Source organism: Roseateles aquatilis (assembly GCF_002205645.1).
Lineage (GTDB): Bacteria > Pseudomonadota > Gammaproteobacteria > Burkholderiales > Burkholderiaceae_C > Roseateles > Roseateles aquatilis.
The window spans coordinates 187,551-206,530 of the sequence record NZ_NIOF01000009.1 but is presented as its reverse complement, the minus strand read 5'-3'; the positions used below and the strand labels follow the sequence as shown (position 1 = coordinate 206,530).

The following is an 18,980-nucleotide window of genomic DNA, read 5'->3' as shown; positions in this document are numbered from 1 at the left end:
CGCTGCTCGCTGTCATTCAATCAAATGCTTTGTTTTGCCGACTGAATTCATTCTCGATATGCCGACTGCTATGCTGAACGCATGCCCGCCGCCGCGCCGTCCCTGCCTTCATCCGGCGCCTCGATGCCAGCCGCCGCGCCCATCACGCATCGCCACATCGAGGTGTTCCGTGCGGTGATGACCGCCGGCAGCGTGACCGGTGCGGCGCAACTGCTGTTCACGTCGCAGCCGACCGTCAGCCGGGAGTTGGCCCGCCTGGAATCGCTGCTCGGCTACACGCTGTTCGATCGCGCACCGGGTCGCCTGCGTCCGACGCACCGCGCGCTCGCGCTGTTCGACGAGGTCCAGCGCGCCTACCAGGGTCTCGACCAGGTGGTCGCCCGCGCTCAGGCGCTGGGCCGCGCCGAGGACGAAGGCCTGCGCGTGCTGACGCTGCCGGCGCTCGCGCATGCGCTGCTGCCGGCTGCCAGCGCCGACTGGCTGGGCGCCCATCCCCAGGCGCAGTTGACGCTGACACCGCAGGAGTCCCCGCTGCTGGAGGAATGGATGGCGGCGCAGCGTTTCGACATCGGCCTGAGCGAAGTCACCGGCGCGGTCCCCGGCACGCACAGCGAGACGCTGGCCGAGCTGGACGAGGTTTGCGTGCTTCCCGCCAGCCACCCGCTGCTGGCGCGGCAAGTGCTCGCGCCGCTCGACTTCGAGGGGGAGCGTTTCGTCAGCCTCTCCGCCGAGGACCCGTACCGCCGCCAGTTCGACGCGATCTTCGGGAATGCCGGCGTGCACCGCCGCCTGCAAGTGGAAACGCACAGCGCCATCGCCGTGTGCTCGCTGGTCGAGCAGGGCCTGGGCATCGCGCTGGTCAATCCGCTCACCGCGCGCGCCTGCGCCGGGCCGGGGCTGCACATCCGGCCGTTCTCGGTGTCGGTGCCCTTCCGCATCCAGGCGCTGCGCCCGCTGCACCGGCCCGCGCACGCGCTGACCGACGACTTCATCGCGGCGGTCAAGCGCGCGCTGGCCCCGGCCATCGCCGATCAGATCGGAAAGAAAAAACGGCGCTGACCGGGAGGACAGCGCCGCGTTTTGGCGATGCGATCGCGTTGCCCGGCCTTGGCGCCGAGCGGCGAGCGATCAGGTGTTGGCCACCGAGCGCAGCACCGGCGCGACCGGCGCAGCCGTCGTGAGGAAACGATCACGCACCGACCGCTCGATGCCGGCCGCGTCCAGCCCGCACTGGGCCATCAGCTTGCCGGGCTCGCCGTGCTCGATGTACTCGTCGGGCAGGCCCAGTTGCAGCACCGGCACCGTGAAGCCCTGCGCCTGCAGCGATTCGATGACCGCGCTGCCGGCGCCGCCCATCACGCAACCGTCCTCGACGGTCACCAGCGCGTCGTGCGTGCGGGCCAGTTCAGCCACCAGCTCCGCATCCAACGGCTTCACGAAGCGCATGTTGGCCACGCTCGCGTCGAGCGCCTCGGCCGCCTTCAGCGCCGGATACAGCAACGTGCCGAACGCCAGGATCGCGATGCGCGGCGCGCCGCGGCCGTTCGCCTGGCTCGCCGAGGAGCGCCGGCGGACCTCGCCCTTGCCCCACGGCAGCGCGACCATCGCCTTCTTGATCTCCGCCCCGACACCCGCGCCGCGCGGGTAGCGCACCGTCACCGGGCCGTCGTGCAGATGGCCGGTGTAGAGCGCCTGACGGCATTCGTTCTCGTCGGCCGGCGTCAACACGCTCATGTTGGGAATGCAGCGCGTGAAGGCGATGTCGTAGTTGCCGGCGTGCGTCGCGCCGTCGGCGCCGACCAGGCCCGCCCGGTCCAGCGCGAACAGCACCGGCAGGTTCTGCAGCGCCACGTCGTGGATCACCTGGTCATAGGCGCGCTGCAGGAAGGTCGAATAGATCGCCACCACCGGCTTCATGCCCTCGCAGGCCAGACCGCCGGCGAAGGTCACCGCGTGCTGCTCGGCGATGCCCACGTCGTAATAGCGGGTCGGGAAGCGCTTGTGGAACTCCACCATGCCGGAGCCCTCGCGCATCGCGGGCGTGATGGCGACGAGCTTGGCATCGGCCTCGGCCATGTCGCACAGCCAGTCCCCGAAGACCTGTGTGAAGGTCTTCTTCGCGGGCGCGGTCGACGGCTTGATGCCTTCGGCCGGATTGAACGGCGTGGGGCCGTGGTACTTCACCGGATCGGCCTCGGCCAGCTTGTAGCCCTGGCCCTTGCGGGTCACCAGATGCAGGAACTGCGGCCCCTTGCGGTCGCGCAGGTTCTCCAGCGTCGGGATCAGCGCGTCCAGGTCGTGGCCGTCGATCGGCCCGACGTAGTTGAAGCCGAACTCCTCGAAGATCGTCCCGGGCACGAACATGCCCTTGGTGTGCTCCTCGAAACGTCGCGCGAATTCATACAGCGGCGTGTTCTTCAGCACCGACTTGGCGCCCTCACGCGCGGCGGCGTAGAACTTGCCGCTCATCAGCCGCGTGAAGTACTTGTTCAGCGCGCCGACGGGCGGGCTGATCGACATGTCGTTGTCGTTCAGGATCACCAGCACGTCGCCAAGCAGGCCGCCGTGCGCGACACCGGCATTGTTCAGCGCCTCGAAGGCCATGCCGGCGGTCATCGCGCCGTCGCCGATGATCGCCACCGCGCGCCGGGACTCGCCCTTGAGCTTGGCGGCCATCGCCATGCCGTGCGCGGCGGAGATCGAGGTGCTGGAATGCGCCGTGCCGAAGGTGTCGTACTCGCTCTCGTCGCGGCGCGGGAAGCCGGAGATGCCGCCCTGCTGGCGCAGCGTCGGCATCGCGTCGCGGCGGCCGGTCAGGATCTTGTGCGGGTAGGTCTGGTGGCCCACGTCCCACACCAGCCGGTCCCGCGGGGTGTCGTAGACGTAGTGCAGCGCGATCGTCAGCTCCACCGTGCCCAGGTTGGACGACAGATGGCCGCCCGTCTTGGACACGCTGTTGAGCACGTGCGCGCGGACCTCGTCCGCCAGTTGCGGCAACTGGCTGCGCGACAGGCGGCGCAGATCCGCCGGGCTGTCGATGGCGTTCAGCAGCGTCTGGGAGGCCGGCGTGTTCTGATTTGTTTCGCTCATGACCTGACCCTGTGTTCAGTTGTCTCGCTCGACGACCTTGTCAGCCAACAGGCTGAGCCAGGCGGTATCGGCCAGCGCGCTGGCGGCCAGCGCCTGGTGCGCCTCGTCGCGCAGTCGCAGCGCATACGCGCGGGCGGGCTCCAGGCCCAGCACGCTGACGTAGGTCGGCTTGTTGTTGTCCTGGTCCTTGCCGGCCGTCTTGCCCAGCACGTCGGAGTCCTGCGTGACATCCAGGATGTCGTCGACGACCTGGAAGGCCAGGCCGATCGCCGCGCCATAACGGCTCAAGGCCGCCAGCGCAGCGGCCGGGATGTCGCCGCACGCGGCGCCCATCAGCACGCTGGCCTGCAGCAGAACGCCGGTCTTGCGGCGGTGCATGTCGCGCAGCGACGCCTCGTCCAGCGGCTTGCCGATGCTGGCCAGGTCGATCGCCTGACCGCCGGCCATGCCGTCATAGCCGCTGGCGCGCGCCAGCAGCTTGCACAGCTGCGCCTGCAGCACCGGCGCCACCCCCACGTCCGGCGTGAGCACGTCGAAGGCCAGCGCCTGCATCGCGTCGCCGGCCAGCATCGCCCGGGCTTCGCCGTACTGCACATGCAGCGTCGGCTTGCCGCGGCGCAACACGTCGTTGTCCATGCAGGGCATGTCGTCGTGCGCCAGCGAATAGGCGTGGATCAACTCCACCGCGCACGCCGCGCGCATCGCGGCCTCGCCCTGGCCGCCGGCCGCCTCTGCCGCGGCCAGCACCAGCAGCGGACGCAGCCGCTTGCCGGCGCCCAGCACCGCATAACGCATCGCCTCGCCGATCCCCGCGGGCGCGTTTTCGGGCACCCAGGTCTCCAAGGACCGCTCGACGTCCAGCAGGGATTGCTTCACCCACCGATCGAACACACCTTCATCCACCTATTCTTCTCCCCAAGCCTGTGCGCCGCCACCTTCGATGACCTGTACTTGTTGTTCTACGGCCTGAAGCCGCACACGGCAAAACTTGAGCAACACCGCCCCGCGCTGGTAACTCGCCAGTAACTGGTCAAGTGGCAACTGCCCGGCTTCCATCGACTGGACCAGGCGTTCCAACTCCTCCACCGCGAGCTCATAGCTGGCGGGCTCCGATTCCTGGACTGTCGATGGCACCGATTTGGCGCTGGCGGAAGGCTTGCTCATTTCAAAACGCGAAAAGGCCGATTGTAAGCACCGGGATTCCCCCGATCGCCTTCCGACTCTCGGGGGATGTGAATCGAACGCCACAGCGGTCAGCGTGTGTTACTTGGGCGACGCACACCCGCAACCGCCCGGAACCCATCTCGGAACGACCTCGTAACGGGCGGCCCGGGTACAATCACCGGTTCCCTCGCCCGCATCGATGCCCTAAAAGGCCCCGGCGGTCGTCGGTCGACATCCGCGGCACGCCCCCACCGGGCGCTCGGCACCATCGCGGCGGATGATGGCGACGGCTTCCGGCACGCGGCATTTGTTTCACGTTCAGTCCAACATGCCGGTCCGTCCAATCTGGGGGGCGGCCGGCGACGGTTGACATTGGTTTCTTGGAGACCCTCTTGGATCATGTCCGACCTGAGCATCCCTCTCAGCGCCCTTGAAAGCAGCACGGCCCCCAGCCACCTCCAGCTGCCCGTCACCTCCTACTTCGATGAGGACCTGTTCCGCCGGGAACAGGAACTGATCTTCCAGCACGGTCCCCGCTACCTCGGGCACGCGCTCGCCGTGCCGGAGGTCGGCGACTATTACGCGCTCCCGCAGGAAGGCGAGGGCCGTGCCATCGTGCGCGGCGCGCAGGGCCTGGAGCTGATCTCCAACGTCTGCCGCCACCGGCAGGCCGTGATGCTGCGCGGCCGCGGCAACACGAACAGCAACATCGTCTGCCCGCTGCACCGCTGGACCTACAGCCTGAAGGGCGAGCTCGTCGGCGCGCCGCACTTCAAGCAGGACCCCTGCCTGCACCTGAACCGCTACAAGATCCGGGAGTGGAACGGCCTGCTGTTCGAGGACAACGGCCGCGACATCGCGGGCGACCTGGCCCGGCTCGGCCCGCGCGGCGCGCTGGACTTCAGCGGTTACCAGCTCGACAAGGTCCATGTCCACGAGTGCGACTACAACTGGAAGACCTTCATCGAGGTCTACCTGGAGGACTACCACGTCGGCCCGTTCCATCCGGGCCTGGGCCAGTTCGTCACCTGCGACGACCTGGCGTGGGAGTTCGGCCGCGACTACTCGGTGCAGACGGTCGGCGTGAACAAGGCGCTGGCCAAGCCCGGCTCCGAGGTCTACGGCAAGTGGCACGAGCAGGTGCTGGGCTTCGCCGACGGCCAGGCGCCCGATCAGGGCGCGATCTGGCTGACCTACTACCCCAACATCATGGTGGAGTGGTATCCCAACGTGCTGGTGGTGTCGACGCTGTTCCCCAAGGGGCCGCAGAAGACAACCAACATCGTCGAGTTCTACTACCCGGAAGAAATCGTCGCCTTCGAGCGCGACTTCGTCGACGCCCAGCAGGCCGCCTACATGGAGACCTGCATCGAGGACGACGAGATCGCCCTGCGCATGGATGCCGGCCGCAAGGCGCTGATGGAGCGCGGTGACAACGAAGTCGGCCCGTACCAGACGCCGATGGAAGACGGCATGAAGCACTTCCACGAGTGGTATCGCGGGCTGATGAAACGCTGACACCCGCGCGTCATCGCCCGCCCAGTGCGCACAACGCCCCGCTCATGCGGGGCGTTCGTTTTTGGGGCTCCCCACGACAGGTGGATCGAGGGATAGGCGCGAGAATCCGCCGCATGTCTGCTCCCCTCCTGATGGTGCTGGCGACGCTGCTGTTCGCCACCATGGGCGTCTGCGTCAAGCTGGCCTCGGCCTACTACGGCGCCGGCGAGATCGTCATGTACCGCGGCCTGGTCGGCACGCTGTTCCTCTTCGCGATGGCGCGCACGCGGGGGCTGACGCTCAAGACCACCGTGCCGGCGATGCATTTCTGGCGCAGCCTGTCGGGCGTGATCGCGCTGTCGCTGTGGTTCTTCGCGATCAGCAAGCTGCCGCTGGCCACCGCGATGACGCTCAACTACATGTCCTCGGTCTGGATGGCGCTGTTCCTGATCGGCGGCGCGGTGCTGATGGGCGCCGCGCGGGTCGATCCGCGGCTGGTCGTGACGGTGCTGCTGGGGTTCCTGGGTGTCGGGCTGGTGCTGCAGCCGGCCATGCAGGACCAGCAGGTCTGGCACGCGCTGGCCGGACTGGCCTCCGGCATGCTGTCGGCGATGGCCTATCTGCAGGTCACGTCGCTGGGCCGCGTCGGCGAGCCCGAGTACCGCATCGTCTTCTACTTCTCGATGGGCGGCGTGGTCGCCGGCGCGGTGACGACGATCGCCTCGCACGGCGGCTGGCATGCCCACACCTGGACCGGCGCGGCGCTGCTGCTGGCGGTGGGCGTGCTGGCCACCGGCGCGCAGCTCATGATGACCCGCGCCTACGGCACCGGCAAGCCGCTGGTGAACGCGTCGCTGCAGTACCTGGGCATCGTGTTCTCGGCGTTGTATGGTGTGCTGATCTTCGGCGACCGGCTGGGCCTGGCCTCCTGGGGCGGCATCGTGCTGATCGTCGCCGCCGGCCTGGGGGCGACTCTGCTGCGCGCCCGCAGCACACCCAAGGATGCGCAGCACTCCGTCAGCGAATCATGAGCGGCAAGACATGAACGGCACGATCAACGGCACGACGACCCCTTCGACTTCCGCTGCCACGGCGCCGTCCGCGGCCACGCGCCATGACGGCCTGATCGCCGTCGAGGCCCTGCGGGCGCTGATCGCCTCGGGCGCCCCGCCGCTGATCGTCGACGCCCGCTTCGACCTCGCCGACCCCTCGGCGGGGGAGAAGGCCCATGCCGCGGGCCACCTCCCCGGCGCGTTCTACCTGCACCTGGACCGCGACCTGAGCGGTCCGAAGCAGGACGCCTTCGGCGCCTTCCGCGGCCGCCATCCACTGCCCGAGCGCGAGGCCTTCGCCGCCCGGCTGCGCGAGCTCGGCATGACCCCCGGCCGTCAGGTCGTCGCCTACGACGCGGCCGACGGCATGTATGCCGCGCGTGTCTGGTGGATGCTGCGCTGGCTGGGCCACGACGCGGTGGCGGTGCTGGACGGCGGCCTGACCGCCTGGCGGCAGGCCGGCGGCGAGCTTTCGACCGACACGCCGATCGCCGCGCCCGCCGCGGAATCGCCCGCGTTCCAGCCCGGCTCGCCGCTGGAGGAACCGATGAGCGCCCAGGATCTGTTCGCGCGGCTGGGGCAGGTCCGACTGATCGACGCCCGCGCGGGTGAGCGCTTCCGCGGCGACGTCGAGCCGCTCGACGCGCAGGCCGGCCACATTCCGGGCGCGGTCAACCGATTCTTCAAGACCAATCTGCGCGCCGACGGCCGTTTCAAGGCGCCCGCCGAGCTGCGCGACGAATTCCTGGCGCTGCTCTCCCCCCTGCCGGCCGGCCAGACCGTGCACCAATGCGGCTCGGGCGTGACCGCGTGCCACAACCTGCTGGCGATGCATCACGCCGGCCTGCCCGGCAGCCGTCTTTACGCGGGCTCCTGGAGCGAATGGAGCGCGAACCCGCGCCTGCCGCTGGCCAAGGGCTGACCGCAGCCCGGGAGAGCCCGGGAGAGCCCGGGTGGGCCCGGGGCGCCGCCCCGTATTGACATTGCGCATGGGGCGAGCACCATGGAGGCGTCAGACTGCGAAGGCAAGTCCTGACCCCGGCGCGGCGATTGCCTGTCGGGGCCCAGGTCCACCCCACGCCACTCGCCCGCTCGAAGGAGGCTCGCCATGTTCAAGCGCATCCTGATTCCCACCGACGGTTCCGACATCACCGCCAAGGCGATCGATACCGCCGTCAAGCTCGCCCGCTTCCACGGCGCCAAGCTGTTCGCCATCAGCGTCAAGGAGCCCTTCCCCTACAGCGCTGTCTCGGAGATGCAGCCGAGCCCGCCGCAGGAGTTCTTCGACGCCCAGGAGCGCATCGCTCAGGAGCGGCTCAGCCATGTGCTGGCGGCCGCGCGCGCCGAGGGCCTGGAGGTGGAGGCGCACAGCGTCGAGGCGCTGCACGCCTGGGAGGCGATCATCGAGCACGCCAGGCGCGTCGACGCCGACCTGCTCGTGATGGCGACCCACGGCCGTCGCGGCCTGCAGGCGCTGCTGCTGGGCAGCGAGACGCAAAAGGTGCTCACGCACTGCGCGTTCCCGGTGCTGGTGGTGCACGGCGAGCACGCGGCGACCTAGTCGCCCGGCGGCCCGGTCGCGCCCGGCGGGCATGGCGGCGCGCGAGGCGGCCGCCCGTCGTCAGTGCGAGTGCTTGCCGCCGACGACCATCAGCACGAAGACGATGCCCACGCCCAGCCACAGCAGCTGCAGCGCGGTGTCCTTCCACGGCAGCCGGCGTTGCAGCTGCGGGATCAGGTCGGCCACGGCGACGTAGACGAAGCTGCTCGACGCGGCCACCAGCAGGTAGGGAAACAGCTGCTGCCACGGCCCCACGAGGAAGTAGCCCACCAGCCCGCCCAGCACCGCCGCCATGCCTGACACGGCGTTGAAGAACAGCGCCTTGCGGCGCGAGAAGCCGGCGTTCAGCAGCACGATGTAGTCGCCGACCTCCTGCGGGATCTCGTGCGCCACGATCGCCATCGCGGTCACCCAACCCAGGTGGTGATCGGCCAGGAACGCGGCGGCGATGATGATGCCGTCGCAGAAGTTGTGGATCGAATCGCCGACCAGCACCGACAGGCCGCCGCGCCCCGCCTGCTCGCGATCGAAGTGGTGATGGTGGTGGTGCCCGTCCCCCTCGTGATGGTGGGTGTGGCGGTAGAGCTCGGCCTTCTCCAGCAGGAAGAAGAACATCAGCCCGCCCAGCAGCGCCAGGAACAGGTTGTGCGGATCGGCCCCGGACTCGAAGGCCTCGGGCAGCACGTGCAGCAGCGCGGTGGACAGCAGCACGCCGGCCGACAGGCTCACCAGGTGCTTGACGATGCGGCTCAGCAGGCCGACCGTCAGCATCGCGGCGATCGTCACCGAGGCAAGACCGCCGGCGAAGGTCACCAGCAGGATATAGAACAGGGTCATGGACAAAAAAGGCGCACCTGGTGGGGTGCGCCGGGATGGGTCTCGAAAAATTGTCTCAGAGTCGTCAAGCCCCCTGCCCGCGTCCGGTCGCCCTCATGCGGGCGAAGGGCGCGTGGGCGACGGCGGACGCCGGGCGGAACGTCAGACCCCGTGCTGCTTGAACCAGGCCTGGCAGCGCGCCCAGCCGTCCTTGGCGGCATCGGCGCGGAAGCTGGGGCGGTAGTCGGCATGGAAGGCGTGGCCGGCGTCCGCATAGACGACGAACTCGCTGGCCTTGGCGGCGGCGCTGCCCTGCTTGAGCGCCTCCTGCATCGCCGCCACGCTGGCGACCGGGATACCGCCGTCCTGCCCCCCATAGAGGCCCAGCACCGGGGCCTTCAACTGGCCGACGAGGTCGATCGGGTGCTTGGGCGTCATCGCGTTGGACTGGCCCTGCAGCCGGCCGTACCAGGCCACGCCGGCCTTGACCGCCTTGCTGTGCGCGGCGTAGAGCCAGGTGATGCGGCCACCCCAGCAAAAGCCGGTGATGCCCAGCCGGCCGGTGTCGCCGCCTTGCGCCTTGGCCCAGGCGACCGTGGCGTCCAGGTCGCGCAGCACCTGCTCGTCCGGCGTCTTGCTGATGATCTCGGCCTGCAGCTTGGCGATGTCGGTGTAGACCTTCGCGTCACCCTGCCGGGCAAACAGGTCCGGCGCGATCGCCAGGTACCCCAGCTTCGCGAAGCGGCGCGCCACGTCGGCGATGTGCTCGTGTACACCGAAGATCTCGCTGATGACGAGGATCACCGGCGCATGTTTCTTGCCCGCCGGCTGCGCGACGTAGGCCGGCACCTTGAAGTCGCCGACGTCGATGGCCACCGGGCCGGCATCCAGGCCCTGTGTGTCGGTAGTGACGATGGTCTGCGCGGTGACCGGCATCACCGCCGCCGCGAAGCCGCTGCCCACCGCGGTGCCGACGAAGGCCCGGCGGCTGAACGCGCGGCCGGGCGCCAGGCTGTCGATGTCGGCGCGGATCGCGTCGGTGGCGCCGGTGTCCGACGGCATGCCGTCGACATCGGTGGCGTGAGGGGCGCTGGCGAGGTCGGCTTTCGTCATCTGCTTCTCCTTGAACGATCGAGGTTCCGAGGCGTGGGCCGTCAAGCGGCGGTCGGGATGAGACGCTGTCCTGGCGGGCCGTGGGCCGACCGAACGGGCACGAACACGTTCGAGACGACAGGGGCGGGCTGGGGCGCGGGCCATTCTAGGGTCAGGTCCGTCGCAGCGCTTGGGCACGCCTCGGGGCGAGGTCGACAAACCACCCCAAGCTGTCGGCACGATGAAATCACTTCGTGCCCGAGGGACACGTCAAACACCCCGACAATCGCCCCCCATGAATCAAGCGCTCGTCCCCACCATCCTGGCCGCCATCGACATGGGCTCCAACAGCTTCCGGCTGGAGATCGCCCAGCTGCAGGATGGGCAGTACCGGCGTCAGGACTATCTGAAGGAAACCGTGCGCCTGGGCGCCGGCCTGGACGCGCAAAGCATGCTCACCGAAGAGGCGGCCCAGCGCGGTCTCGATTGCCTGCGCCGCTTCGCCGACCGGTTGGCCGACCTGCCCACGCGCCAGGTGCGCGCGGTGGCGACGCAGACGCTGCGTGAAGCACGCAACCGCAACGCGTTCCTGGCCCGGGCCGAAGAAGTGCTGCGCCATCCGATCGAAGTCATCTCCGGCCGCGAGGAAGCCCGCCTGATCTACGCCGGCGTCGCGCGCCTGCAGACCGCGGAAGACCCCCGGCTGGTGATCGATATCGGCGGCCGCTCGACCGAGACCATCCTGGGCCGCGGGCCGCAGCCGCTGCGGGCGGAGTCCTTCCAGATCGGCAGCGTCAGCCTGTCGATGCGCTTCTTCCCCGACGGCCGCTTCACCGCCGAGGCGTTCCGCGCCGCGCAAGTGGCCGCGGGCGCGGAGCTGGAGGACGCGATGACGCAGTTCGCCCGCTCGACGTCGCAGCCGCGCTGGCGTCAGGCGCTGGGGTCGTCGGGCACCGTCGGCGCGGTAGCGCAGATCCTGGCCGCCAACGGCATCAGCCCCGACGGCAGCATCACGCTCGACGGGCTGCGCTGGTGCATCGAGCAATGCCTGTCCGCGGGGCGGATGGACGCGCTCAAGCTCGCCGGCCTGAAGGAAGACCGCCGCGCGGTGGTCGGCGGCGGTCTGTGCATCCTGTACACGCTGCTCACGCATTTCGACATCGACCGGCTTTATCCCGCCCGCGGGGCATTGCGTCAGGGCGTGATCTTCGATCTCGCGGAACGGCTGGATCCCCAGTTGCTCGGCGGCTCGCGCGACATGCGCGAGCAGTCGGTGTCGGAGCTGCAGCGACGTTTCGCCGTCGATCGCGCGCAAGCCCAGCGGGTGCAGGAGGTCGCGCAGCGACTGCACACGCAGCTGTCGCCGAAGGCGGACGAGGAGCATTGCCGCGAACTCGGCTGGGCCGCCGCGCTGCACGAGATCGGCATGATGGTCTCCCATCACGATCACCATCGGCACAGCGCCTATCTGCTGTCCCACGTCGACGCGCCAGGGTTCTCGCAGAACCAGTTGCGTCGGCTGGGGGATCTCGCGCTCGGGCAGCGGGGGGGGCTGCGCAAGCTCGAGGAACAGCTTCAGGAAGAGTCCGTTGTCTGGCAGTTGCTGGCGCTTCGGCTGGCGGCAATCCAGTCCCATGCGCGAGGAAGCGTCGACGCGAGCGCGATGAGGCTGCGGCGCGAAGGGATGACCGTCACCATCGAGATGCGCAAGGGATGGGCAGAGAGCCATCCGCGGGCTCACTACCTGCTGCGGGAGGAGCTCGACGCGTGGGGCAAGCTGGGGCGGGTGCAGTTGGCGCTGGAGGCTTGAGCGGGTCCGGCTGGGCCTTCTCCGCGTGCGGGGACCGCGCGTGCCAGCTCGGCGCGCGTGGTGTTGGTATTCGGCGCCTTCTCCGCGTGGGGGGACCGAGCCCGACCGGCATGGCCGGGGCCGGCGCCGGGGCCCTCGCGAGGGGGCGCCCAACTCGGGCCGCTCACCTTCGGCTCGCTACCCTCAGACAGACGGCGCCCAGTCAGTTCTTGAAGCCCGCTCCGCGGGCCCTCGCTTCAACCCCGGCGCCGGCCCCGGCCATGCCCGTCCCGCGAAACACCGCAGGTCTTCAAGGTCTGCGTGGCTTCGGGGCCTCGGGCGCCAGGGCGTGAGGCCCTGGGGTCGAACGGGGGGGCGCTCGGCTTCAGGCATTGGGCGCACCGGGATCACTCGTCGTGGTACATCCGGGCGAGTGCCTGTTGGGCGCTGATGCTGGCGGGGTCGTCCTCGGATCCGATGCGCTGCGAGGTGCCGTCCGGGCCCAGTTGCCACGCATCGCGCGTGTCGTGCAGGTAGGGCACCAGGCCCTCGTCGACGACACGCTGGCGCAGCTTGGGGTCGGTGACCGGCCAGGCCACTTCGATGCGGCGCAGCATGTTGCGGCTCATCCAGTCGGCGCTCGACAGGTACAGCGCCTCTTGATCCTCGGCCTTGCCCCAGCGGAAGTAGAAGATCCGCGAGTGCTCCAGGAAACGGCCCACGACCGAGCGCACCAGGATGTTGTCCGAAACGCCCGGCAGGCCCGGCGGCAGCATGCAGGCGCCACGCACGATCAGGTCGATGCGCGCGCCGGCCTGCGCGGCCCGGATCAGGCCGGCGATCAGCTCCGCGTCGGTCAACGCGTTGATCTTCAGCACGACCCGCGCGGGCTCGCCACGCTGGGCCGATTCCTCGACCTGCGTCAGCAGCTCGCACATCGTCCGGTGCAGGTTGAACGGCGCGAGCAGCAGCTTCTTGGGCGCCTTGAACTTCGACAGCGACGCAAGCTGCCGGAAGATCAGGTCCATGTCCGCCGTCATTTCCGGGTCCGCCGTCAGGTAGCCCAGGTCGGTGTAGAAACGCGCGGTCTTCGGGTTGTAGTTGCCCGTGGAAAGGTGGCCGTAACGGCGCAGCTTGCCGCCCTCGCGACGCGTGATCAGCATCAGCTTGGCATGCGTCTTCAAGCCGACGATGCCGTACACCACCTGAGCGCCCACGGCCTCCAGCCGCTCCGCCCAGTTGATGTTGGCCTCTTCGTCGAAGCGCGCCTTCAGCTCCACCACCGCCAGCACTTCCTTGCCGCGCCGCGCCGCGTCGATCAGCAGGTCGGCCAGCACCGACTGGCTGCCGGTGCGGTAGATCGTCTGCTTGATCGCCAGCACGTCCGGGTCCTCGACCGCCTCGCGCAGCATCTGCACCACCGGGTCGAAGCTCTCGAACGGGTGATGCAGCATCACGTCACCCTTGTTCTTCAGCTTCTCCAGGATGGACTTGCCGCGTGGCAATCGACCCGAGGGCCAGCTCGGCTCGTAGGGCTGGAAGCGCAGTTCGTCGGCGTCGGTCTGGTCGATCAGCTCGTTCAGGCGCACCAGGTTGACCGGGCCGTTGACGCGATACAGCGCCGCCTCGGGCAGGTCGAATTGCTCCAGCAGGAAGCGGGAGAGCTCCTCCGGGCAGGTGTTGACCACCTCCAGCCGCACCGCTCGGCCGAAGTGACGCGTCGTCAGGCCCGAGCGCAGCGCGTGGCGCAGGTTGGCGATCTCTTCCTCGTCGACCTCCAGGTCGGAGTCGCGCGTGACGCGGAACTGCGAGAACGCCTCGACATGCCGGCCCGGGAACAGCTCGTCCAGGTGGGCGCGGATGACGCTGGTCAGCAGCACGAAGCTCTGCTTGCCGCCGCTGATCGCCGCCGGCACCTTGATCACGCGCGGCAGCACGCGCGGCACCTTGACGATCGCGATGCGGTTGTCCCGGCCCAGCGCGTCCTTGCCGGACAGGCGCGCGATGAAGTGCAGCGACTTGTTGGCGACCTGCGGGAACGGGTGGGCCGGGTCCAGGCCCACCGGCACCAGCAGCGGACGCACCTCGCGCTCGAAGAACTTGGCCACCCAGGCACGGATCTCGTCGGTGCGGTCGGCGTGGTTGAGGATCTGGATGTTGTGGTCGCGCAGCGCCGGCATGACCTGGTCGTTGAAGATCCCGTACTGCAGGTCGATCAGGTCGTGGGCGGCGCGGCCGACACGCTCGACGTCGCGCGGCGTGACCAGCCCGCTGCCGTCGCGCTGCACGTCCAGCATGTCGGCGAAACGCACCTCGAAGAACTCGTCGAGGTTGCTCGACACGATGCAGATGTAGCGCAGCCGCTCCAGCAACGGGACGTCGGTGCGCTGGGCCTGGGCCAGGACACGTCGGTTGAACTCGAGGATCGCGTTCTCGCGGTTGAGCAGCTGGACGTCGGGCAAGGTCATGAAATCATTCTATGAAGCTATCGTGACAGCGGGGTGACCCTCTTTCGGGCCAGCCCCGTCCCCTGCCGGACGACGGTGCGAGGAAACTCCGCGCGACACCTGCCAGTGGGGGGGGCGCACGCAAGCGTCGGAGATGTCTGAGGAAATGTCGGAGCGGACGGGCGGCGAGCGCGCGGCCGCCGGCGGCGCCTCAGGCCGGCGCGCGCATCGCCGCGGCCACCGCGTCGGCGGCGCTGCGCACGTCCGAGCGTTGGCGCTCGCCCCAGTCGATGATCTCGAGGTGGCCGTCGGCGTGCTCGACCAACGCCGTCAGGCTCTCGACCCAGTCACCGTCGTTGGCGTAGAGGATGCCGTCGATGTCCCGCAGCTCGGCATGGTGGATGTGGCCGCAGACGACCCCCTGCACGCCGCGCTTGCGGGCCTCGCGGGCCAGCGCCTCCTCGAAGTCGCTGACGTAGGAGACCGCGCGCTTGACCTTGAGCTTCAGGTACTTGCTCAGGCTCCAGTACGGCAGGCCGATGCGCGCCCGCAGCGAGTTGAGGTGGCGATTCAGCTTCAGCGTGAATTCATAGAGGCTGTCGCCGACGTAGGCCAGCCACTTGGCGCACTGGATCACGCCGTCGAAAAGGTCGCCGTGGGTGACCCAGAGCTTGCGGCCGTCGGCCGTCTCGTGGATCCACTCGTGCGCGATCTCGATGCCGCCGAAGCTGTGGTTGAGGTACTTGCGGGCGAATTCGTCGTGGTTGCCCGGCACGTAGATGACGCGGCAACCCTTGCGCGCCTTGCGCAGCAGCTTCTGCACGACGTCGTTGTGCGCCTGCGGCCAGTACCAGCTGCGTCGCAACTGCCAGCCGTCGACGATGTCGCCGACGAGGAACAGTTGCTCGCATTCCACCTCGCGGAGGAACTCCAGCAACGCCCTCGCCTGGCACCCTGGCGTGCCCAGGTGCAGATCGGAGATCCACACCGTGCGCACGCGCAGCGAGCCTCCCTCGTCCGCCTCGGCCCCAGGCGGTTCGTTGGACACTGCGGCGGCCATGAGCTTGTCGGTCAGCATGGCCCCACAGGTTGCCCGCGACCCGTGAAACCTTGATGACCGAGGGTTGCGGAGCATGCCGGACCCTGTCAGGGCCGCCCGCCGATAATCGCGCCCCATATGCATCTGATGATTCCCCACGCCGGTTCGCAGGACCCTCACTTCGAGGCCGCCCTGCGCGAGCTGGAACTGCCGGCCCTGAGCCGCCTGCTGGGGCTGCTCGCCCCGCTGCCGGACGACGTCGGCGGCCACGCGGGCGACGGCGACGACCAGGCCCCGCTGACCCCGCACGAGCTCTACCTGGCGCGCCGCCGCGGCATCGCCGACGACCGCCCCCCGATCGCCGCCTGGCAGGTACGCGACGCCGGTCAGGCGCCCGGCGACGCCGCCTGGGCGCTGCTGACCCCCGTGCACTTCGCGGTCGGCACCGACGGGGTGACGGCGATGGACCCGTCCACGCTCGACCTGACCGAGAGCGAGTCCCGCGCGTTCTTCGACGCGCTGACCGCCTCGCTCTTTCCTGCCGGCGAGGGCTGGCGCGGCGCCTGGCTGTCGACGGCCGCGTGGGCCGTCGCCCATGAATCGCTCGACGGCCTGGAAGCGGCCAGCATCGACCGCGTGCTCAACCGCGGCGTCGAGACCTGGATGCCGCAGGCGCGCCGCCTGCGCACGCTGCTCAACGAGATGCAGATGCTGCTGCACGATCACCCGCTCAATCAGGCGCGCGAGTCGCGCGGCCTGCGTCCGCTCAACGCGGTGTGGATCAGCGGCTGCGGTCGCGATCGCGGCACCGCGCTGCCCGCCGACCTGAACGTCGACGAGCGCTTGCGCGCGCCGATGCTGGCCGGCGACCTCTACGCCTGGAGCGAGGCGTGGAAGGCGCTCGACCACGGCCCCGTCGCGCAGGCGCTGCGCCTGGCGCAGGATGGCGCCCCGCTCGCGCTGACGCTCAGCGGCGAGCGCCTCGCCCGCACCTGGGAGCGGCGCGCGCCGGGCGGCTGGCAGCGGTTGAAGGAGCGCTTCGCGCCGACCCACGTGGCCGTCGCCACCGCGCTGGAGGCCCTGTGAGCGGCCCCCGCATCCTCGTCCGCGACGTGCCGCCCGACCAGGCCTTCGCGCTGGAGCAGGCCGGCTTCTCGCCATTGCTGTCGCGCCTGTTCGCCGCGCGCGGCGTGCTGACGCAGGACGAGCTCGACCCCGACCTGAAGCACCTGCTGCCGCCCGAGGGCGCAGCCGGTCTGCTGGGCATCGCCCGGGCCGCCGAACTGCTGGCCGACAGCATCACCGCCGGCGAGCGCATCTGCATCGTCGCCGACTACGACTGCGACGGCGCCACCGCCTGTGCCGTGATGCTGCGCGGCCTGAGCCAGCTCGGCGCGCGGCCCGGCAGCGTCCACTACGTCGTGCCCGACCGCGCGGTGCACGGCTACGGCCTGACACCGACCATCGTCGAACTCGCGCTCAAGCACGAGCCGCGGTTGCTGGTCACCGTGGACAACGGCATCGCCAGCCATGCGGGCGTCGCCTTCGCGCGCCAGCTCGGCCTGAAGGTGCTGGTCACCGACCACCACTTGCCGGCCGTCACCGCCGACGGCCAGCCCACCGTGCCCGAGGCCGACGCATTGGTGAATCCCAATCAGCCCGGTTGCCCCTTCCCGAGCAAGAGCCTGGCCGGCGTCGGCGTCGCGTTCTACGTGCTGACGGTGCTGCGCGGCGAGCTGCGCCGGCGCGGCGCCTTCGGCGACGGCCCGCCGCCGCGGCTGGACGGCCTGCTGGACCTGGTGGCGCTGGGCACCGTCGCGGACGTGGTGCGCCTGGACGCCAACAACCGCCGCCTGGTCGCGCAGGGCCTGCGCCGCATGCGCGCGGGCCGCATGCAGCCCGGCGTGCAGGCGCTGTTCACCGCCGCCGGCCGAGACGCGTCGCGGGCCAACAGCTTCGACCTGGGTTTCGCGCTCGGGCCGCGCATCAACGCCGCGGGCCGCCTCGACGACATGACGCTGGGCATCACCTGCCTCACGACCGAGGACACCGGGCAGGCGCTGGAGCTCGCGCGCGAGCTCGACCGCATCAACCGCGAGCGCCGCGAGATCGAGGCCGGCATGCAGGAGCAGGCGCTGGCGCTGCTCGACCGCCTGATGGCCGATCCGCGCCTGAACGGCGCACCGCCGCCCGCGCTGGCGTTGTTCGACGCCGATTTCCATGAGGGCGTCGTCGGCATCGTCGCCTCGCGCATCAAGGACCGGCTGCATCGCCCGGTCTTCGTCTTCGCCGAGGGCGCCGACGGTCAGCTCAAGGGCTCCGGCCGCTCGATCGCCGGCTTTCACTTGCGCGACGCGCTGGACCTGATCTCGAAGCGCCATCCGGACCTGCTGCGCAAGTTCGGCGGCCACGCGATGGCGGCGGGCTGCACGCTGGCGCCGGGCGGCGTCGACGCGTTCAGCGATGCCTTCGAGCGCGTCGCCCGCGAATGGCTGGACGACGCCGCGCTGACGCGAACGCTGCGCACCGATGGCCCGCTGCCGCCCGAGGCCTTCTGTGCCGAGACGGTGCGGGAGCTGGACGCGCAAGTCTGGGGCCAGGCCTTCGAGGCGCCGCTGTTCTGCGACCGCGTGCAGGTCGTCCATCAGCGGCTGGTCGGCGAGAAGCACTTGAAGCTGCGCCTGCGCCAGGGCGCGCTGCTGCGTGACGCGATCTGGTTCGGCCGCACCGAGCAGTTGCCGGAGCAGGTCACCCTGGCCTATCGCCTCACGCTGAACGAGTACCAGGGCCAACAGCGCGTGCAGATGGTGGTCGAGGCGATGGCGGACTGATCGGCCCTCGTCGGTTCCCCGGCGGGCGCGGCGCGCGCGCCGGGCGAGGCGGTCAAGTTGGGAGGTACGGCGATTGCCGCCGACTGAGCAACACGACTCATCGATGAAGGAACCAAGATGGCTGCATACAAGGACGACGGCAAGCTGTGGGTGCTGGTGGCGGACGAAGGCGTGGCCCGCCTGCTGCGCCTGCCCGAGGAAGGCGGCGACCTGGAGGACGTGACGACGCTGACCGATGCCGCCGCGCATGCCGACAAGGCCGACCTGCGCCGCGACGCGGAGGGGCGCCGCGGCAACAGCACCACCTCGTCGGCCGGCATGGACGAGTCCCACCAGGAGGCGATCAGCTTCTCCGCGCGCGTCGCCCGCACCCTGGACGACGGCTTCAACAACGGCGAGGTCACCGCGCTGCGCATCGTTGCGGCGCCGCGTTTCCTGGGCCTGCTGCGCAAGGCGATCAGCCCGCAGGTCGCGCGGCTGGTCATCGACGAGATCAACGTCGACGTCGTGCACGAGAGCCTGGGCGCGCTGACCACGCGCCTCTTCCCCGAGCGCGACTTCAGCAAGCAAAGACCCTGATCGCGCGGGCCGCGGCCGCCCTC

Annotated in this window: 16 protein-coding genes; 9 read left to right on the top strand and 7 right to left on the bottom strand. The window is 69.8% G+C overall.

All coding sequences use genetic code 11. The annotated features are described in order from the left end of the window. Nucleotides 1-81: 81 nt before the first annotated feature. On the top strand, nucleotides 82-1,059 hold the full coding sequence (locus tag CDN99_RS18785) for a LysR family transcriptional regulator (protein WP_088386410.1): 978 nt from the start codon (nucleotides 82-84) through the stop codon (nucleotides 1,057-1,059). Nucleotides 1,060-1,128: 69 nt separating this feature from the next. On the opposite strand, the gene dxs is transcribed toward CDN99_RS18785, so the two are convergent. Genes dxs through xseB form a run of 3 tightly spaced genes read right to left on the bottom strand, consistent with a single transcriptional unit; the run spans nucleotide 1,129 to nucleotide 4,254 of the window. Beyond that, nucleotides 1,129-3,090 carry a 1-deoxy-D-xylulose-5-phosphate synthase gene (gene dxs, locus CDN99_RS18780; protein WP_088386409.1) on the bottom strand — a complete coding sequence of 654 codons (1,962 nt, stop codon included), beginning with the start codon at nucleotides 3,088-3,090 and terminating at the stop codon, nucleotides 1,129-1,131. A 15-nt stretch (nucleotides 3,091-3,105) separates the two neighbouring features. Then, on the bottom strand, nucleotides 3,106-3,966 hold the full coding sequence (locus CDN99_RS18775) for a polyprenyl synthetase family protein (protein ID WP_238139592.1): 861 nt from the start codon (nucleotides 3,964-3,966) through the stop codon (nucleotides 3,106-3,108). Nucleotides 3,967-3,993: 27 nt separating this feature from the next. Next, complete coding sequence (gene xseB, locus CDN99_RS18770) at nucleotides 3,994-4,254, bottom strand: exodeoxyribonuclease VII small subunit (RefSeq protein ID WP_088386408.1); 261 nt, start codon at nucleotides 4,252-4,254, stop codon at nucleotides 3,994-3,996. A 399-nt stretch (nucleotides 4,255-4,653) separates the two neighbouring features. Between xseB and CDN99_RS18765 the strand changes: the two genes are divergently transcribed. From CDN99_RS18765 to CDN99_RS18750, 4 genes are all read left to right on the top strand, one after another. Beyond that, nucleotides 4,654-5,772 (top strand): aromatic ring-hydroxylating oxygenase subunit alpha, encoded by a 1,119-nt coding sequence (locus CDN99_RS18765; protein ID WP_088386407.1) that lies wholly within the window; start codon nucleotides 4,654-4,656, stop codon nucleotides 5,770-5,772. A 113-nt stretch (nucleotides 5,773-5,885) separates the two neighbouring features. Further along, a complete protein-coding gene (locus tag CDN99_RS18760) occupies nucleotides 5,886-6,782 on the top strand; it encodes a DMT family transporter (protein WP_169727053.1) in 897 nt (298 codons plus the stop codon). 10 nt (nucleotides 6,783-6,792) lie between these two features. Next, on the top strand, nucleotides 6,793-7,725 hold the full coding sequence (locus CDN99_RS18755; RefSeq protein ID WP_088386405.1) for a sulfurtransferase: 933 nt from the start codon (nucleotides 6,793-6,795) through the stop codon (nucleotides 7,723-7,725). A gap of 186 nt (nucleotides 7,726-7,911) precedes the next feature. Then, nucleotides 7,912-8,364: a universal stress protein gene (locus CDN99_RS18750; RefSeq protein WP_088386404.1), complete on the top strand. Its 453-nt coding sequence runs from the start codon at nucleotides 7,912-7,914 to the stop codon at nucleotides 8,362-8,364. 60 nt (nucleotides 8,365-8,424) lie between these two features. Here CDN99_RS18750 and CDN99_RS18745 read toward each other — a convergent pair whose 3' ends face one another. Continuing rightward, complete coding sequence (locus CDN99_RS18745; protein WP_088386403.1) at nucleotides 8,425-9,201, bottom strand: ZIP family metal transporter; 777 nt, start codon at nucleotides 9,199-9,201, stop codon at nucleotides 8,425-8,427. A gap of 141 nt (nucleotides 9,202-9,342) precedes the next feature. Continuing rightward, nucleotides 9,343-10,242: a dienelactone hydrolase family protein gene (locus tag CDN99_RS18740; RefSeq protein ID WP_088386452.1), complete on the bottom strand. Its 900-nt coding sequence runs from the start codon at nucleotides 10,240-10,242 to the stop codon at nucleotides 9,343-9,345. Nucleotides 10,243-10,567: 325 nt separating this feature from the next. Between CDN99_RS18740 and CDN99_RS18735 the strand changes: the two genes are divergently transcribed. Then, nucleotides 10,568-12,082, top strand: a complete 1,515-nt coding sequence (locus CDN99_RS18735) for a Ppx/GppA phosphatase family protein (RefSeq protein WP_088386402.1) — start codon at nucleotides 10,568-10,570, stop codon at nucleotides 12,080-12,082. A 386-nt stretch (nucleotides 12,083-12,468) separates the two neighbouring features. Here the strand turns inward: CDN99_RS18735 and ppk1 are convergent, their stop codons facing one another. After that, entirely contained in the window at nucleotides 12,469-14,529 is a 2,061-nt protein-coding gene (ppk1, locus tag CDN99_RS18730) for a polyphosphate kinase 1 (protein ID WP_088386401.1), read from the bottom strand. A 190-nt stretch (nucleotides 14,530-14,719) separates the two neighbouring features. Beyond that, nucleotides 14,720-15,568: a UDP-2,3-diacylglucosamine diphosphatase gene (locus tag CDN99_RS18725; RefSeq protein ID WP_238139598.1), complete on the bottom strand. Its 849-nt coding sequence runs from the start codon at nucleotides 15,566-15,568 to the stop codon at nucleotides 14,720-14,722. A gap of 126 nt (nucleotides 15,569-15,694) precedes the next feature. Between CDN99_RS18725 and CDN99_RS18720 the strand changes: the two genes are divergently transcribed. From CDN99_RS18720 to CDN99_RS18710, 3 genes are all read left to right on the top strand, one after another. Next, a complete protein-coding gene (locus CDN99_RS18720; protein ID WP_141100864.1) occupies nucleotides 15,695-16,633 on the top strand; it encodes a hypothetical protein in 939 nt (312 codons plus the stop codon). Further along, entirely contained in the window at nucleotides 16,630-18,378 is a 1,749-nt protein-coding gene (gene recJ, locus CDN99_RS18715; RefSeq protein WP_088386398.1) for a single-stranded-DNA-specific exonuclease RecJ, read from the top strand. The genes CDN99_RS18720 and recJ overlap by 4 nt, the downstream gene beginning before the upstream one ends. Before the next feature lie 117 nt (nucleotides 18,379-18,495). Beyond that, nucleotides 18,496-18,957 (top strand): host attachment protein, encoded by a 462-nt coding sequence (locus CDN99_RS18710; RefSeq protein ID WP_088386397.1) that lies wholly within the window; start codon nucleotides 18,496-18,498, stop codon nucleotides 18,955-18,957. The last annotated feature ends 23 nt before the right edge of the window (nucleotides 18,958-18,980 follow it).

Bases quoted from the DNA above. Each gene is read 5' to 3' on its own strand.
- CDN99_RS18785 (WP_088386410.1), top strand. From the start codon at position 82: ATGCCCGCCGCCGCGCCGTCCCTGCCTTCATCCGGCGCCTCGATGCCA.
- dxs (WP_088386409.1), bottom strand. From the start codon at position 3,090: ATGAGCGAAACAAATCAGAACACGCCGGCCTCCCAGACGCTGCTGAAC.
- xseB (WP_088386408.1), bottom strand. From the start codon at position 4,254: ATGAGCAAGCCTTCCGCCAGCGCCAAATCGGTGCCATCGACAGTCCAG.
- CDN99_RS18765 (WP_088386407.1), top strand. From the start codon at position 4,654: ATGTCCGACCTGAGCATCCCTCTCAGCGCCCTTGAAAGCAGCACGGCC.
- CDN99_RS18760 (WP_169727053.1), top strand. From the start codon at position 5,886: ATGTCTGCTCCCCTCCTGATGGTGCTGGCGACGCTGCTGTTCGCCACC.
- CDN99_RS18755 (WP_088386405.1), top strand. From the start codon at position 6,793: ATGAACGGCACGATCAACGGCACGACGACCCCTTCGACTTCCGCTGCC.
- CDN99_RS18750 (WP_088386404.1), top strand. From the start codon at position 7,912: ATGTTCAAGCGCATCCTGATTCCCACCGACGGTTCCGACATCACCGCC.
- CDN99_RS18745 (WP_088386403.1), bottom strand. From the start codon at position 9,201: ATGACCCTGTTCTATATCCTGCTGGTGACCTTCGCCGGCGGTCTTGCC.
- CDN99_RS18740 (WP_088386452.1), bottom strand. From the start codon at position 10,242: ATGCCGTCGGACACCGGCGCCACCGACGCGATCCGCGCCGACATCGAC.
- CDN99_RS18735 (WP_088386402.1), top strand. From the start codon at position 10,568: ATGAATCAAGCGCTCGTCCCCACCATCCTGGCCGCCATCGACATGGGC.
- ppk1 (WP_088386401.1), bottom strand. From the start codon at position 14,529: ATGACCTTGCCCGACGTCCAGCTGCTCAACCGCGAGAACGCGATCCTC.
- CDN99_RS18725 (WP_238139598.1), bottom strand. From the start codon at position 15,568: ATGGCCGCCGCAGTGTCCAACGAACCGCCTGGGGCCGAGGCGGACGAG.
- CDN99_RS18720 (WP_141100864.1), top strand. From the start codon at position 15,695: ATGATTCCCCACGCCGGTTCGCAGGACCCTCACTTCGAGGCCGCCCTG.
- CDN99_RS18710 (WP_088386397.1), top strand. From the start codon at position 18,496: ATGGCTGCATACAAGGACGACGGCAAGCTGTGGGTGCTGGTGGCGGAC.